The following is a 15,393-nucleotide window of genomic DNA, read 5'->3' as shown; positions in this document are numbered from 1 at the left end:
ACCCGGACGGCTCCGGTCCGCAGGGACTTGTTCTGATCGGCCGCCAGGTCCACTGGCGGCGGTGCGGGCATACTCGGTGCTGACAGCAAGGACACGACGACACAGCCTTTCCGGTCCACCTGGACCACTTGCACGACAGGTGGACGAGCACGCTGCGGCGTGCCCCGTGCTCAGGACACAGCTCCGCACAACCGGCAAAGACGCCGGATCCCCCACCCCGTTGGCGGGTGCACCGCACCCGCTGCACAGACCCGCCATGCCCCCCACCGCTCCGTTGCGGCGTCCCCGGAGGCACCGTTCGCCTGACGACAGCCGGCCCCTTGCCGGAGCCGCACATACGAACAGGCTGGCGAAATCTCTGCCTGGAACGAGCTCATCAAATGCAAACCTTCCCGGTCCAGACCACTTCCGGGCTGCGAAAGGAGACCACTTGCCCTGGCACCTCTCCCTCACCGTCGACCGCAACGCACAACTCCCCCTCGGTGCCCAGGTGCAGGGATCCCTTCGCAGGCTGATCGAGGACGGCACTCTGTCCTCCGGCTCGCGCCTTCCCTCGAGCCGCCAGCTCGCCGCCGATCTGGAGATCTCCCGGAGCGTGGTGGTGGAGGCGTACGAACAGCTTTCCGCCGAGGGGTATCTGGTCGCCCGGCGCGGATCCGGCACCGTGGTCGCGGAGAACGTCCGCGACCACCCGGGCGCCGGTTCCGTCCTGACCAGTCCGCAGCCGGAACCCACCGACGCCACATGGGACTTACGCACCGGCAGCTCGGACGTGTCCACCTTTCCCCGCCAGGAGTGGATCCGCTCGGTGGCCGCGGCGCTCACCGACGCGGGCCGCACCGAACTCGGCTACGGTCCGCCGAGCGGGGTGCTGCTGACCCGTCACGTACTGGTCGGCTATCTCGGAAGGGTCCGGGGCGTGCGCACCCAGCCCCAGAACCTCATGATCACCGCAGGGTTCGCCCAGGGGCTCGCGCTGCTCTGCAAGGTGCTGCGCGACCGGGGCCACGATGCCCTGGGGGTCGAGGATCCCGGGCACCCGGGCGAGCGGGAGTTCATCACCAGCGCGGGCTTACGGCCGGTGGGCATACCGGTGGACGCGGACGGTCTGCGCGTGGACCGGCTGGAGGAGAGCGGCGTCCGCGTCGTGCTGACGACCCCCGCCAACCAGTTCCCGACGGGTGTCCCGCTCAGCCAGGAACGCCGTGAGCGTCTCATCTCCTGGGCACGCGCCGTGGACGGCTATGTGGTCGAGGACGACTTCGACAGTGCCTATCTGAACCGTTCCGAACGCATCCCCGCGCTGCAGAGCCTGGCCCCGGACCGGGTGGTCTACGCGGGCAGCGCGAGCAAGGTCCTCGCCCCCGCCCTGCGCCTCGGCTGGATGGCCGCGCCTTCCGAGCTGATGGCCTCGGTCGAGAGCGCGCGGGTCGGCTGGGACATCGGCTGCTCCGGCATCGAGCAGCTGGCCTTCGCCCGCTTCATCACCGAAGGCGCCCACGATCGCCATCAGCGCAAGCTGCGCGCCGAGTTCCGCAAACGCCGCGAGCTCGTCCGGGAACTCCTCCCGCACCACTTGCCCGGTGCCCGGGTCCTCGGCGGAGACAGCGGGCTGCAGGCCTACGTGGAGCTGCCGCCGGGCGTCGACGAGACCGCTCTGGTCCAGTCCGCCCGCGCCCGCTCCGTCCTGGTCCGCGGAGGGACCTTCTACACCCTGGACGACCGCACAAGGCCACCCGCGCTGGTCGTCAGCTACGCCACCGTGGGCTGCCCCGGCCTGAAGGCGAGCACCGCCGCACTGGGGGCGGCCTACCGGGAGGTGACCGGTAGGAGGCCCGGCTGACACCGGCCGAAACGGGCGGAGGGCTCTCACCCCCGAGCGGGGTGAGAGCCCTCCGTCCTACGGAACTACTCGGCCGGCAGCTTGCGCACCCGGTCGGGCCCCCACCGCCGTCGGCAGCCTCGGACCCGACCCCTTCCCGACGCCGCCCTCGCACCAAGGGGCCTCACGGGCATCGACCGGCCGCGCCGGACTCCGTCCGCCGACACGGCACGCCACACCACGACCAGAGCCCGGCCCCGTCAGGCGGCCAGCAGCTTGCGCACCCGGTCCGCCCCCACCGCCAGCAGCAGCGTCGGCAGCCTCGGACCGGTCTCCCGGCTCACCAGCAGCCGGTACAGCAGGGCGAAGAAGGACCGCTGGGCCACCTTCAGCTCCGGTGTCGGCTTGGCGTCCGGCTCCAGACCCGCCATCACCTTCGGCACGCCGTAGACCAGGGTCGTCAGACCGTCCAGGGACCAGTGCGTGTCCAGGCCCTCCAGCAGGAGCCGCAGCGACTCGCGTCCCTCGTCGTCCAGCGAGGCGAGCAGCTCGGTGTCGGGCTCCTCGCGGACCAGGGTGCGCTGGTCCGCGGGAACCTGCGTGGTGATCCAGTTCTCCGCGCAGTCGAGCCGCGGCCTGGCCTCGTCCAGGGAGGCCAGCGGGTTCTCCGGGTCCAGGTCGCTCAGAATCCGGATCGTCTGCTCGTCGTGCCCTGCCGTGATGTCGACGACCGAGGCGAGCGTGCGGTACGGCAGCGGGCGCGGCGTGCGCGCGAGCTCACCGGCAGCGGTACCCACCGCGCGGGAGTACGCGGCGGCGTCGGCCGGCAGCGCCGAAGCGTCCTGGACCTTGGACTCGAGCTTGTCCCACTCGTCGTACAGCCGCTGGATCTCCTGGTCGAAGGCGATCTTGAAGGACTGGTTCGGCTTGCGGCGCGCGTACAGCCAGCGCAGCAGCGGCGCCTCCATGATCTTCAGCGCGTCGGCCGGCGTCGGCACCCCGCCGCGCGACGAGGACATCTTGGCCATGCCGCTGATGCCCACGAACGCGTACATCGGGCCGATCGGCTGCACGCCGTCGAACACCTCGCGCACGATCTGACCGCCGACCACGAAGGACGAACCGGGCGACGAGTGGTCGACACCGCTCGGCTCGAAGATCACGCCTTCGTACGCCCAGCGCATCGGCCAGTCGACCTTCCAGACCAGCTTGCCGCGGTTGAACTCGCTCAGCCGTACCGTCTCGCCGAAGCCGCACGCCGTGCAGGTGTAGACGAGCTCGGTGGTCTCGTCGTCGTACGAGACGACCGTGGTCAGGTCCTTCTCGCACTGTCCGCAGTACGGCTTGTACGGAAAGTACCCGGCCGAGCCGCCGCTGCCGTCGTCCTCATTCGCCGCGCCGGAGCCCTCCGCGGCCTCCAGCTCGGCCTCGTCGACCGGCTTCTGCTGCTTCTTCGCACCGGGCTTCTGCTTCGTGCGGTACTGATCGAGGATCGCGTCGATCTTCGACCGGTGCTTCATCGCGTGCAGGATCTGCTCGCGGTACGCACCCGCCGTGTACTGCTCGGTCTGGCTGATGCCGTCGTACTCGACGCCCAGCTCGGCCAGTGACGCGGTCATCGCGGCCTTGAAGTGCTCGGCCCAGTTCGGATACGCCGAACCGGCCGGCGCGGGCACCGCGGTCAGCGGCTTGCCGATGTGCTCGGCCCAGGACTTGTCGACGCCCTCGACCCCTTCCGGCACCTTGCGGTAGCGGTCGTAGTCGTCCCACGAGATCAGGTGCCGGACCTCGTACCCGCGCCGCCGGACCTCGTCGGCGACCAGATGCGGGGTCATGACCTCGCGGAGGTTTCCCAGGTGGATGGGGCCGGAAGGAGAGAGTCCGGAGGCGACGACGACCGGTTTGCCAGACGCACGTCGCTCCGACTCGGCGATGACCTCGTCCGCGAAACGGGAGACCCAGTCGGTCTCGGTGCTGCTCTGAGCCACGGTCGGCACGTCCTTGGATGCTTGATCTTGATTCTGTCGAAGCTGGCGTAAGCCATTCTCCCAGACAGAAAGCGGGGAGAAAGAGGTTGCTCGCCCATGGGACACTTGACAACCGAAATAGACCCGGTGACGCACCGGCTCACCGAACCCTGACAGGAACGGAAGCTCATGGCCTCGGTCCCTTCCCTCGCTTCGACCGTGCAGCAGCGCCTCGCGGACGCCCTTTCGGCAGCCCTGCCGGAGGCCGGCTCCGCCGACCCGCTGCTGCGACGTAGCGACCGGGCCGACTTCCAGGCCAACGGCATCCTCGCGCTCGCGAAGAAGCTGAAGGGCAACCCCAGGGAGCTCGCGACCAAGGTCGTCGACGCCATCGGGCCGAACGACGTCCTGAAGGACATCGAGGTCTCGGGCCCCGGCTTCCTGAACATCACGATCACCGACCAGGCGATCGTGGAGACGCTCGCCGCCCGCGCCGCGGACGAGCGCCTCGGTGTCCCGTACGCGCCGGACGCCGGCACGACGGTGATCGACTACGCGCAGCCGAACGTGGCCAAGGAGATGCACGTCGGCCACCTCCGCTCCGCGGTGATCGGTGACGCGATGGTGCGGATCCTGGAGTTCGTCGGCGAGAAGGTGGTCCGGCGCCACCACATCGGCGACTGGGGCACCCAGTTCGGCATGCTCATCCAGTACCTGATCGAGCACCCTCACGAGCTGGACCACAAAGGCGAGGGCGAGGTCTCCGGCGAGGAGGCCATGTCCAACCTCAACCGCCTCTACAAGGCCTCGCGGGCGCTCTTCGACTCGGACGAGGAGTTCAAGGAGCGGGCGCGGCACCGGGTCGTCGACCTCCAGTCCGGCGACGCCGAGACGCTGGCGCTGTGGCAGAAGTTCGTGGACGAGTCGAAGATCTACTTCTACTCGGTCTTCAACAAGCTCGACATGGAGATCCGCGACGCCGACGTCGTCGGCGAGTCCGGGTACAACGACATGCTCGACGAGACCTGCCGCATCCTCGAGGAGACCGGCGTCGCCGTGCGTTCCGAGGGCGCGCTGTGTGTGTTCTTCGACGACGTGAAGGGCCCGGACGGCAACCCCGTTCCGCTGATCGTCAAGAAGTCCAACGGCGGCTACGGCTACGCGGCCACCGACCTGTCCGCGATCCGCGACCGGGTGCAGAACCTCGGCGCCGACTCCCTGCTGTACGTGGTGGACGCCCGCCAGTCGCTGCACTTCAAGATGGTCTTCGAGACCGCACGCCGGGCCGGCTGGCTGAACGACAAGGTCAAGGCGGTCCAGCTGGCCTTCGGCACCGTGCTGGGCAAGGACGGCAAGCCGTTCAAGACCCGTGAGGGCGAGACGGTGCGGCTGGTGGACCTGCTGGACGAGGCCATCGACCGGGCGACGGCCGTCGTCGCCGAGAAGAAGGAGAAGGCGGGCCTCAGCGATCAGGAGGTCGTCGAGAACGGGCGGTACGTGGGCATCGGCGCGGTCAAGTACGCCGACCTGTCCACGTCGGCGGTGCGCGACTACAAGTTCGACCTGGACCAGATGGTGTCGCTCAACGGCGACACGTCCGTGTACCTGCAGTACGCGTACGCCCGTATCCAGTCGATCAAGCGCAAAGCAGGCGACCGCACGCCGGCCGCCCACCCGGAACTCGAACTGGCCCCGGCGGAGCGCGCGCTCAGCCTCCACCTGGACCAGTTCGGGGAGATGCTGGCCGAGGTCGCCGACTCCTACGAGCCGCACAAGCTGGCGGCCTATCTCTACCAGCTGGCGTCGATTCTCACGACGTTCTACGACCAGTGCCCGGTGGTGAAGCCGGAGCCGCCGCAGGCCGTCGGGGAGAACCGTCTGTTCCTCGTCGACCTCACGGCCCGCACGCTCCACCAGGGCATGGCGCTGCTCGGCATCAGGACGCCGGAGCGCCTCTAGGGACGCGACGGCTCACGCGAGCGGGTGCGACGTCCTCCCCGAGGCCGAGTCGATCTGCCCGTGAGCCCTCTCCAGCAGCTGGGAGGCGAGGTCCATCAAGGCGCGTGCGCCTGCGATCTCCTCGCCGACCAGCAGCTGGGGCTGGTCGGAGTGATGACGATTCGCGTTGCCGTGGCCGCGGTATTCCGTGCCGTCGCCCAGCCTCACCATGGCGGCTGCCCTGGTCCGGTCGCCGTCCTCCCGGAACTCCATCTCGATGTGCCATCCGACGAGTGTCTGCATGGCGGATCACCTCCAGCGGTACCTCTCCAGGGTGCTCCGCCGGAGCACAGATCACCACTGGCGGGCCGGGGCGCCCCTGGGTGCACCCAGGTACACCCGCACCCCGGTACCTGAACGGCTGCCGCGCCCCCACCCCGGCTGCCTACCGTCGACGGCATGAATCAGCCACAAGTGCGCCGCGCCACCTGTCTGTTCGGACTGGCGGCAGCGTTGCTCACGCTCGTCGAGGTGCCGCTCTACTTCCTGCATTCCGGGGCTCCGCCGGCCTCGAACGTCCTGACGCGGATCCTGCTCAGCCTGTTCGTGTGCGCCTCGCTCCTGGTCTTCCTCTCCGGTCTGCGTCAGCTGCTGCGCCAGGCGTCGGGTCCGGCGTACGAGTGGCTGGTCACCGTCGCCTTCGCCGCGGCGTTCCTGTACGTCGGCGTCACGCTCGTCGCCCATGCTCTCCAGGCGGGCGTGGTCTTCGGTGCGGACGGCACGCCGGTCGACCCGACCACCGAGGGCCCACTCGCCGATGCCGCGACGCTGCTGTACGGCTCGGTCGGCCGGGTGCTCACGGCGCTGTTCCTCGCGGCAGTGGGCCACCTGGTCCTGCGGACCGCCGCACTCCCTCGCTGGGCAGGCTTCTCCGCGTACGTCGTCGCGGCCGTCAACCTCGCGTTCGTCCCTTCCCTCTTCTTCGGGACCGACCCGGCGGACTTCTACAGCGCGGTCGGCTGGGGGACGACGGCGGTGATCGCGAGCCTCCAGATGTACTGGGTCCTTGCCGTCTCCGTCCGGCTCAGGGCGTGACACCGAACTCGCACCACACGACCTTGCCGGGTGCGCGCCCGCCGACGCCCCACTTGTCGGCGAGCGCGGTGACGAGCAGCAGCCCACGCCCCGACTCCTCGTCGGGCTCGCGAACAGCGGGCCGCCCGTCACCGCTGTCGTGCACCTCCAGGCGGAGGATCCCGTCCCCGTGCAGCCAGAGGCGCACCCGGTAACCGCGTCCGGGCGGCACCCCGTGGACGAGGGCATTGGTCGCGAGCTCGCTCGTACACAGGAGCAGGTCGTCCAGACGGGCGTCCAGGCCCCAGCCGACGGCCGTCGTGCGGACGAACTCCCGGGCAGCGGGCACGGATCGTCGCTCACGCCGGTAGAGCCGCTCGCGGAGAAGCGGCTGTTGCATCACGTCATCCATGAGACGAGCGTCACGGACGGTGACTACCGTGATGCAGTGCGCGCACCCGTACGGGATTTCCGTACGGGCGCGGCAGGCGTGACGTACGTCCGAGGGTGGGGAGTTGAACGGGCATGCACCCCAGGAAGCGGCAGCGGAAGAACGCGTCGGCGATGAGGCTCGTAGGCGCGCTGGTGGCCCGGTTCCGCGAGACCGCCGCCCTCACGCAGCGGGAACTGGCCGACCGGATCTGCGTCCACGCGGAGACGGTCGCCTCGATCGAACAGGGCCGCCGCCCGCTGAAACCGGATCTGGCGGAGCTGCTGGACGGGGTGCTGGGGACGAAGGGGGCGCTGGGGACGGCGGTGGCGAACATGCCGGAGATCGATCTGATCCCGGCGTGGGCGGAGCAGTACATGGACCTGGAGCGCGAGGCGATCGCGCTGTCGTGGTTCGAGAACCAGGTGCTGCCGGGGCTGTTGCAGACGGAGAGGTACGCGCGGGCGGTGTTCCGTAGCAAGGTCCCGATCCTGAGCGAGGACGAGATCACCGCCCAGGTGGCGGCGCGACTGGAACGCCAGGAGATCTTGCATCGCAAGGTTCCGCCGATGGCCAGCTTCATCATCTCGGAGGCGATTGTGCGGGACCGTCTTGGCGGGGACGAGGTGTACGTGGAAACCCTCGGCCATCTACGCGTCTGTGCCGGCCTTCCGGGCATCACGCTCCAGGTCATGCCGCTCGGACGGCACACTCACGCCGGGCTCAACGGCCCCTTCATCCTGCTCGAAACGCCCGACCACCAGCATCTGGCCTACACCGAGACGCAGCGCGGCAGCCAGCTGGTCACCGACCCGAATGAGGTCAGCATCCTGGCGCAGAAGTATGCGATGCTGCGAACGCAGGCCCTCAATCCCGAGGAAACGAAGGGTCTGTTGGGCCGGCTGGTAGGAGAGCAATGAGCACCGCACTTTCGTGGTTCAAGTCCAGCTACAGCGGCGATGAAGGCGGCGCCTGCCTGGAAGTCGCGTACACCTGGCGCAAGTCCAGCTACAGCGGCAGCGAAGGCGGCGAGTGCGTCGAGGTCGCCGCCCACCCCGCCGCCGTCCACGTCCGGGACTCCAAGAACCCCGACGGCCCCGTGCTCACCCTCGCCCCCGCCACCTGGTCCGGCTTCACGGCCACGCTCGCCTGACACCAAGGGCCGCGGCCGCCGGATCAGTTGTGATCCCTGGCATGGCCCGGCTGTAGCTGGACAGCCCACTGTCAGTGGCCGCCCCTACAGTCACGCCATGGCGATGCTTCCCAATCCCCTGCCTGCCCTGGCCACCGACCCGACAGGGCGGTCCCTGGGGCTGCACCTGCCGCCCGGAGCACTGGTCGACGCGACGCTCGACGGCACATGGCACGAGCCACTGCTCTGGTTCGCCGACGAACCCGCAGCCCCCGACGACTGGGCCGGGCTGCTGCCCGCCCGCAGGAGCGCCGGCCTCCATCCCGTACTGATCCACGGCGGCCCCCGTGACCACTGGCCCACGGAGTGGGAGCTCAGCCCGGACAGGATGTCGTACCCGGGCGACCACGATGCCGAGGAGGTGCTCGCCTCGTTCTGGGAGGAGTACGCGGAGGACGAGCTGGGCGAGGAGCTCGACGCCGAGCCGTTCGACTCCGCGTGGCCGGGTCTCGCTCCCGCCCCCGCCTCCGCGGTCGACCCGGACGCACACGCGGCCGAGGTGGCAGCCGACCTCGCCGACGAGGTCGGCTGGATGCACGGCGCGCGCATGGCACTCGTCCCGGCCCGCCGCAGCGCCGACATACCGGCGGCCATCGGCTGGACCGGCCCGCTGAACTACGAGAACGATGTCGCGCGCCTCTGCGCGGTGCTGCGGTCCTGGGAGGACCGGTTCGGCGCGAGGGTCGTCGCGCTCTCCTTCGACGAGCTGGTCGTCTCGGTGGCGTCGCCCCCGACCACGATGGCCGAGGCAGAGGCCGTGGCGGCCGAACACTTCGCCTTCTGCCCGGACAGCATCATGCAGAACGGCAACAACTCTCTGCGCGCCTGTGCCGCCAAGGACATTCTGGACAACCGGGCCTGGTCGTTCTGGTGGGACTGAGCGATCGGTGACGGTGCACCTGACACCACCACCGGACCGGGGGATGACCGGCTGCCCTCGCGGTCTTCAACTCCTTAGCGTCATGGGCATGTTGAAGACGACAGCGACACTCGCACTCACGATCGCCGCCCTCGCCCTGACCACCGCCACGGCCGCCACGGCCACCCCGGCCACGTCCACCGCCTCGGACCGGACCGCCTCCCCTGTCGTCCACACCGACAAGGGGGCGCTCCGCGGCACGCTCACCGGGACGGCGCGCGTGTTCCAGGGGGTCCCGTACGCCGCCCCGCCCACCGCGGGCCGCCGCTGGACGGCGCCCGCGCCTGCGCCCGGCCGGCGCGGGGTGCGGGACGCCACCCGGCCGGGTGCGGCCTGTGCGCAGTCCGGAGCGATCGGGATCAAGGGGCCGAAGAGCAACGAGGAGAACTGCCTGTTCCTGAACGTCACCACCCCGCGCACCGTCGCGGCCGCCCCCCGCCCGGTCATGGTCTGGCTGCACGGCGGCGACCACGAGGACGGAGAGGGCGCGATGTACGGCGCCGAGCGTCTGGCCGCACAGGGCGATGCGGTCGTGGTGACGGTCAACTACCGACTGGGAGCGCTCGGCTGGCTCGGCGACGGCAACTACGGTCTCCAGGACCAGCAGGCCGCCCTGCGCTGGGTCCGGGCGAACGCCGCCGCGTTCGGCGGCGATCCGCGCAACATCACACTGTTCGGCGAGTCGGGTGGGGCCCGCAGCGTCTGCGCGAACCTCGTGTCACCCGCGTCGGCCGGCCTGTTCGACCGGGCGATCCTGCAGAGCGGCCCCTGCCTCGACGACCACGAGAACCTCACCCGCGCCGAGGCGCTGCGCAATGCCGAGAAGCTGGACAGCAAGTTCGAGAAGGATCTCCGTGAGGTCGGGGCCGAGCAGCTGGTTGCGGCGGACGACGAGGAGACCCGGTACGGCCCGGTGTACGGGACGAAGCTGCTTCCCCGCGCGCCTCGCGAGGCGTTCGCGTCCGGCCGCTTCAACCGCGTCCCGGTGCTGCACGGGATCAACCGGGACGAGGAGACGTTCCGTATCTGGGGTGCGGAGTTCGCCAAACGCATTGAGGACCCGGCGGCGACCCTCACCGACGCCGACGTACGGACGTATCTGTCGCAGGCCTTCGGTGCCGGGGCCGTGGACCGCATCCTCGCGCGCTATCCGGCCAGCGCGTACGGCGCCTCGCACGGGCGGGCGCTGGCGGCAGCGATGACCGACGCGCTCTGGGGCCGTACGGCGGTCGACACGAACCGCGCTCTGGGGGCGCGTACGCAGACGTACGCGTACGAGTTCGCCGAGGCCGAGAACCCCTGGTTCAAGGATCTGCCCCGGGGGAGCTTCCCGGTCGGAGCGCCGCATCTCGCCGAGCTGCCGTACCTGTTCGACCTGGGGTGGGCCGAGCCCTTGAACACGACCCAACAGGCCCTGTCCGCCTCATTGATCGACACCTGGTCGGACTTCGCCCGCACCGGCCGGGCGGCCTGGAAGCCGTACACCCCCGCAGCGCCGAGTGTGCGGTCGCTGTCGTCCGCCGGGCCGCGGCCGACGGACTTCGAGGGTGGACACAAGTACCCGTTCTGGAAGGAACTTCTCGGCTGACCAAGACCCACATTGGTCTATACCTTGACTGGATCATGACAGCACGCTTGAGTGTGGACACAGCCCCCCACCGCGGTCGGCCCGGAGCGAACTGCTGCTCCGGGTAAGGCCGTTGCCGTGCAAAGGAGTGAACGAAGTCATGAGAAACCGCCTCATGGCGCTGCTGGTCGCGGTCCTCGTCGCCACCGGTCTGGCCGCCGTACTGATGCCTTCCGCCTCGGCCGCGTCCGCCGCCGGCGTCTGCGACACCGCCCCCAACTGGCAGCAGGGCGCCTGGTACACGACTGGCAACGTTGTCAGGTACAACGGCTCGTACTACATAGCCGAGCACGACAACCCGGGCTACGACCCGACGATCAGCACCTGGTACTGGGACCCGTACACCTGTAGCGGCGGCGGGAACCCGTCCCCCTCCGGCTTCGTGGTCAGCGAGGCACAGTTCAACCAGATGTTCCCGAGCCGGAATTCGTTCTACACGTACAGCGGCCTCACGGCGGCCCTGAGCGCCTACCCGGGCTTCGCCAACACCGGCAGCGACACCGTCAAGAAGCAGGAGGCCGCAGCCTTCCTCGCGAACGTCAGCCACGAGACCGGCGGCCTGGTCCACGTCGTGGAGCAGAACACCGCCAACTACCCGCACTACTGCGACTGGAGCCAGCCCTACGGCTGCCCGGCGGGCCAGGCCGCGTACTACGGCCGCGGACCGATCCAGCTCAGCTGGAACTTCAACTACAAGGCGGCGGGAGACGCCCTCGGCATCGACCTTCTCAACAACCCCTGGCGGGTGGAGCGCGAATCGGCCGTGGCCTGGAAGACCGGCCTCTGGTACTGGAACACCCAGAACGGCCCCGGCACGATGACCCCGCACAACGCGATGGTCAACCAGGCCGGATTCGGTCAGACCATCCGCTCCATCAACGGCTCCCTGGAGTGCGACGGCAAGAACCCGGCGCAGGTCCAGAGCCGGGTCTCCAAGTACCAGCAGTTCACGCAGATCCTGGGCGTCGCCCCGGGCGGGAACCTCTACTGCTGACCGCCCCGGCGGGCTCATGAACGGGCCGCGGCCCCGGGGCGTTCCCCCGGGCCCGCGGCCGCACCATGTTGGCGAGATCCACAGGCAACCCGCGGGATCTTCTCCCCGTCCTCCGGGGTCGAGGGCATTCGGGCCAACCGGGCGCCCGGACCACGGGGTTGAGGAGGGGACCGTTGATACGTGCCCGGAGGATATGGGCCACCGCGATAGCGGTGCTCACAGTGGCGGGGGTGTCGCCGGCGGTGGCACAGGCCCAGACGCAGCCACCCGGCATCCGGCCCGCAGCCGCGGCGGACAACGACGGTGATCTGCCGCCCGGCTGGCGGATCACGAACACCGACGGCGAGAGCGCGCTGGAATGGCGCTCCCCGAAGCCGGTGCCGGCAGGCGACGCACGCGTGGAGTTCCATGCCGACGGCAAGCTGGTCGGCGCACCCGAGCCGGACGAGGACGGCCGCACCTTCCGGCTGCCCCTCGACGAGGCACGGACGGCCGACCTGGCCAACCTTGAGGTGATGGCGGCCGGGCGGCGACTGGACCAGGAAGGCTCTGACGCCCAGGACAGGGGTTCCGCGCCACCCGCCGCCAAGCCGCCCGCCCAGCTCCCGGCGGGCTCCGTCGACCCGGGCAAGCCCGGCACGTACGGCACGGTCACCGGCGAGTACACGCTCGACCCGGTCCGCCTGCCCGGCTTCTCGGCGCCCGTCGAGATGCGCGGCGTCGTCGTGGCGCCGAAGGGCGCCACCGGCAAGCGTCCGATCGCGCTGTTCCTGCACGGCCGGCACGCGACCTGCTATGTCCCGGGCAGCGATGAGCCGAACATCGACTGGCCCTGCGCCAAGGGCGCCAAGCCCATCCCGAGCCACCGGGGCTATCTGCGCGACCAGGAGCTGCTGGCCTCCCAGGGCTACGTGACCGTGTCGATCTCCGCCAACGGCATCAACGGCCAGGACGGGGACGCCGAGGACGGTGGCGCGCAGGCGCGCTCCTCGCTGGTGCGGACGCACCTGGCCCGCTGGGCCGACTGGTCCGCGAAGCCGGCCGCGGCACCGGCGGCCGTACGCAAGGCGCCGAAGGCCGACCTGTCCCGCGTCCTGCTCGTCGGCCACTCTCGCGGCGGCGAGGGCGTCAACCGCGCCTCCATGGACAGCCTCTACCCGCCCCCGGCCGACCGGGACGGCTACCGCGGAAAGGTGCGCTGGCACATCCGCGGGACCGTGCTCATCGGACCGACGATCTTCGGCCAGAACCCGGTGCCGGACGTGCCGTCGCTGACGATCCTGCCGGGCTGCGACGGCGATGTCTCCGACCTCCAGGGCCAGGTGTACGCCGACGGCACCCGCGGTGTCAGCCGGGGCAAGGCCCTGCACAGCGCGGTCTACATGGTCGGCGCCAACCACAACTACTTCAACAGCGAGTGGACGCCGGGCCAGGCCCAGGCGCCCGCCAACGACGACTTCTGGCACGACCCCGAGCAGCCGGACCCGGTGTGCTCGCCGGGCACCGCGACCCGGCTGACCGCCGACCAGCAGCACCGGGCCGGCGCCACCTACATCGCCGCCGCGGCCCGGCTGTTCGTCGCCGGGGACGACCGGGTGCGCGAGCTGCTCGACGGCTCGGGCCGCCGGGCCCCCTCCGCCGACCCCGCGCGGGTGCTGACCCACGCGGTCGGCGCGAACCGCGGCGCCGGGTTCCTGCCGGACGGCTCCGTGAAGGTGACCGGCGCACGGCTGTGCTCCGCGGTCGACCCCGACCCGCGCACCGCATGCCTTGACGCGGAGGCCGGCGGCTCCTCGCCGCACTTCGCGCAGTGGCAGCCGCAACGCGAGACCGGCCGCCGCGCCGTGGCACTGCGCTGGTCCGCGCCCGGCTCGGCGGTGAAGGTGCGCCCCGAGAAGCCGCTCTCCGCCAAGGGCGCCAAGAGCCTCGCGCTGCGCGTGTTCGTGCCGCCGAACTCCACCGGAACACAGCTGGACGTGTCCGTCACCGACGCCTCCGGCAAGCGGGCCGACCTCGGCCGCGTCAAGGTGGACGGCCTGCCCGGAAGCGACCGCACCGCCTCCTACTGGGCGCGCGAGGTGCGCGTACCGCTCACCGCCGCCACCCGCGCCGGCCTCGACCTGCGCCGGGTCGCCTCCCTGGAGCTGACCCCGCGCAACCGCTCCGGGCGGGCGTGGCTGATGGACGCCTGGGCCTGGAACCCGGGCACCCCCGCCGTACAGGAGGCTCCGCTGACCCGCGTCGACCTCGGCCGCCTGAAGGTCAAGGAGGGCAACTCGGGCGAACGCACGTACCGGGTGCCCGCACGCGTGTCCGGCAAGGGCAGCGGCACGGTGCGGTTCTATGTCCTGGACCCGGGCACGGGCAAGGGCAAGGACCGGCTGGTGACGGTACGGCCCGGCAGCAGCACCATCGACGTGACGGTGAAGGTGAAGGGCAACAAGCGCTACGCCTGGGACGAGTCCCACGACGTGCTCGTGAAGGCGGTCCGAGGGGCCGTCGTCGGCTCGCACTCCGGCGGCGTCACCGCCGAGAACGACGACCCGATGCCCAAGATCACCGTGAAGCCGGTCGCCGGCGAGGTGACCGAGGGACAGCCGCTGAAGTGGCGGGTCTCCCTGTCCGCACCCGCCGACGTCGAGATGACGAGGACGCTGCGGTTCGTGCCCGTTCCGGGCCGCCCCGAGCTGTCCACCAAGGACGTCGACCGGCAGTGGCTGCTCGACATGATCGGCAATGTCCCCGAGGGGGAGGTCCCGCTGTCACAGCTGGAGTTCGCCTCCCTGTGGGCGTCCGTACCCGCCGGGAAGACCAGCGCGGAGGTGACCGTCCCCACGGTCCGGGACCAGGTGGCCGAGCCGAAGGAGTACGTGGGCCTCCAGCCCACCGACGACGAAGGCCAGCCCCAAGGCCCGGCGCTGACCGGCACGGTGCTCGACGCGTCGTAGGGCACTGAGCCTCCCGGCAGCCGGGCAGCGCCCCAGTACCCCCGCCCGGGTCGCGCCGGCCGATGCCTGTGTGTCGGCCGGCGCCTCGCGGGCGAACCGCGTTGCGGCGAGTGCTACGGGCGCACAGGGCGCCCAGGATCTGAGCGACTTGCGCCGACGTCCTGGGCACCCTGCGTACCGTGGCGGTACGTGAGCTGAGCAGGGCCGCCCACCTGGGACACCTTGTCGAGCCCGTCGTCGAGCGGCACGTTCTGACTGCCGGTCACCATCACGCCACCACGTACAGGACGAGCGCGGCGGCGATCCACCGGCAGGCCCCGACGCCGTCCCCCGCCTGCCGCCTGGACCGCCGCGGGCGCATCCAGGAGCGCACTCGCAGGCCGCTCCGGCGGTCGCGCAGACCGCCGCGGCAGAGCCCTTGCCCTGATCTCGGCGCTGCCCCGCGGGCAGGCGGAGGCGGTGCTGCTCCAGACGGTCATCGG

The 15,393-nt window shown here is 70.6% G+C and carries 12 protein-coding genes; 9 read left to right on the top strand and 3 right to left on the bottom strand.

The annotated features are described in order from the left end of the window. Positions 1–430 precede the first annotated feature (430 nt). Positions 431–1,843 (top strand): PLP-dependent aminotransferase family protein, encoded by a 1,413-nt coding sequence (locus ABZ208_RS33405; RefSeq protein ID WP_356913198.1) that lies wholly within the window; start codon positions 431–433, stop codon positions 1,841–1,843. Between the two features lie 239 nt (positions 1,844–2,082). Here the strand turns inward: ABZ208_RS33405 and lysS are convergent, their stop codons facing one another. Continuing rightward, positions 2,083–3,819 carry a lysine--tRNA ligase gene (gene lysS / locus ABZ208_RS33400; protein ID WP_356913197.1) on the bottom strand — a complete coding sequence of 579 codons (1,737 nt, stop codon included), beginning with the start codon at positions 3,817–3,819 and terminating at the stop codon, positions 2,083–2,085. Between the two features lie 159 nt (positions 3,820–3,978). Between lysS and argS the strand changes: the two genes are divergently transcribed. Beyond that, positions 3,979–5,748, top strand: a complete 1,770-nt coding sequence (argS, locus tag ABZ208_RS33395; RefSeq protein WP_356913196.1) for an arginine--tRNA ligase — start codon at positions 3,979–3,981, stop codon at positions 5,746–5,748. A 12-nt stretch (positions 5,749–5,760) separates the two neighbouring features. On the opposite strand, the gene ABZ208_RS33390 is transcribed toward argS, so the two are convergent. Beyond that, the gene (locus ABZ208_RS33390) at positions 5,761–6,030 is read right to left on the bottom strand and encodes a DUF1876 domain-containing protein (RefSeq protein WP_356913195.1); all 270 of its coding nucleotides are present in this window, start codon (positions 6,028–6,030) and stop codon (positions 5,761–5,763) included. A gap of 156 nt (positions 6,031–6,186) precedes the next feature. Here ABZ208_RS33390 and ABZ208_RS33385 point away from each other — a divergent pair, with 156 nt between their 5' ends. Next, positions 6,187–6,822 (top strand): hypothetical protein, encoded by a 636-nt coding sequence (locus ABZ208_RS33385; RefSeq protein WP_356913194.1) that lies wholly within the window; start codon positions 6,187–6,189, stop codon positions 6,820–6,822. On the opposite strand, the gene ABZ208_RS33380 is transcribed toward ABZ208_RS33385, so the two are convergent. Next, positions 6,812–7,213: an ATP-binding protein gene (locus tag ABZ208_RS33380; protein WP_356913193.1), complete on the bottom strand. Its 402-nt coding sequence runs from the start codon at positions 7,211–7,213 to the stop codon at positions 6,812–6,814. The two genes, ABZ208_RS33385 and ABZ208_RS33380, sit on opposite strands and share 11 nt — an antisense overlap. Positions 7,214–7,326: 113 nt before the next feature. Between ABZ208_RS33380 and ABZ208_RS33375 the strand changes: the two genes are divergently transcribed. The 6 genes from ABZ208_RS33375 to ABZ208_RS33350 all read left to right on the top strand — a co-directional run bounded on the left by ABZ208_RS33375 (position 7,327) and on the right by ABZ208_RS33350 (position 14,911). After that, complete coding sequence (locus tag ABZ208_RS33375) at positions 7,327–8,151, top strand: helix-turn-helix transcriptional regulator (RefSeq protein WP_356913192.1); 825 nt, start codon at positions 7,327–7,329, stop codon at positions 8,149–8,151. Beyond that, positions 8,148–8,384, top strand: a complete 237-nt coding sequence (locus ABZ208_RS33370) for a DUF397 domain-containing protein (protein WP_356913191.1) — start codon at positions 8,148–8,150, stop codon at positions 8,382–8,384. The genes ABZ208_RS33375 and ABZ208_RS33370 overlap by 4 nt, the downstream gene beginning before the upstream one ends. A 97-nt stretch (positions 8,385–8,481) precedes the next feature. Continuing rightward, complete coding sequence (locus tag ABZ208_RS33365; RefSeq protein ID WP_356913190.1) at positions 8,482–9,303, top strand: DUF4253 domain-containing protein; 822 nt, start codon at positions 8,482–8,484, stop codon at positions 9,301–9,303. 88 nt (positions 9,304–9,391) lie between these two features. Beyond that, positions 9,392–10,930 carry a carboxylesterase family protein gene (locus tag ABZ208_RS33360; protein ID WP_356913189.1) on the top strand — a complete coding sequence of 513 codons (1,539 nt, stop codon included), beginning with the start codon at positions 9,392–9,394 and terminating at the stop codon, positions 10,928–10,930. A gap of 139 nt (positions 10,931–11,069) precedes the next feature. Further along, positions 11,070–11,963, top strand: coding sequence for a glycoside hydrolase family 19 protein (locus tag ABZ208_RS33355; RefSeq protein WP_356913188.1), 894 nt, complete (start codon positions 11,070–11,072; stop codon positions 11,961–11,963). 173 nt (positions 11,964–12,136) lie between these two features. After that, complete coding sequence (locus ABZ208_RS33350; RefSeq protein WP_356913187.1) at positions 12,137–14,911, top strand: hypothetical protein; 2,775 nt, start codon at positions 12,137–12,139, stop codon at positions 14,909–14,911. Positions 14,912–15,393: the final 482 nt, after the last annotated feature.

The sequence above is a fragment of the Streptomyces sp. NPDC006208 genome (genome assembly GCF_040613775.1).
In the GTDB taxonomy this organism is placed as follows: Bacteria; Actinomycetota; Actinomycetes; order Streptomycetales; family Streptomycetaceae; genus Streptomyces.
Note: the sequence above shows the minus strand (reverse complement) of the source record. Positions and strands in the feature narration are given on the sequence as shown.

Excerpts from the sequence above, each read along its gene's own strand:
- argS (WP_356913196.1), top strand. The coding sequence starts at position 3,979 with ATGGCCTCGGTCCCTTCCCTCGCTTCGACCGTGCAGCAGCGCCTCGCG.
- ABZ208_RS33390 (WP_356913195.1), bottom strand. The coding sequence starts at position 6,030 with ATGCAGACACTCGTCGGATGGCACATCGAGATGGAGTTCCGGGAGGAC.
- ABZ208_RS33385 (WP_356913194.1), top strand. The coding sequence starts at position 6,187 with ATGAATCAGCCACAAGTGCGCCGCGCCACCTGTCTGTTCGGACTGGCG.
- ABZ208_RS33380 (WP_356913193.1), bottom strand. The coding sequence starts at position 7,213 with ATGGATGACGTGATGCAACAGCCGCTTCTCCGCGAGCGGCTCTACCGG.
- ABZ208_RS33375 (WP_356913192.1), top strand. The coding sequence starts at position 7,327 with ATGCACCCCAGGAAGCGGCAGCGGAAGAACGCGTCGGCGATGAGGCTC.
- ABZ208_RS33370 (WP_356913191.1), top strand. The coding sequence starts at position 8,148 with ATGAGCACCGCACTTTCGTGGTTCAAGTCCAGCTACAGCGGCGATGAA.
- ABZ208_RS33365 (WP_356913190.1), top strand. The coding sequence starts at position 8,482 with ATGGCGATGCTTCCCAATCCCCTGCCTGCCCTGGCCACCGACCCGACA.
- ABZ208_RS33360 (WP_356913189.1), top strand. The coding sequence starts at position 9,392 with ATGTTGAAGACGACAGCGACACTCGCACTCACGATCGCCGCCCTCGCC.
- ABZ208_RS33355 (WP_356913188.1), top strand. The coding sequence starts at position 11,070 with ATGAGAAACCGCCTCATGGCGCTGCTGGTCGCGGTCCTCGTCGCCACC.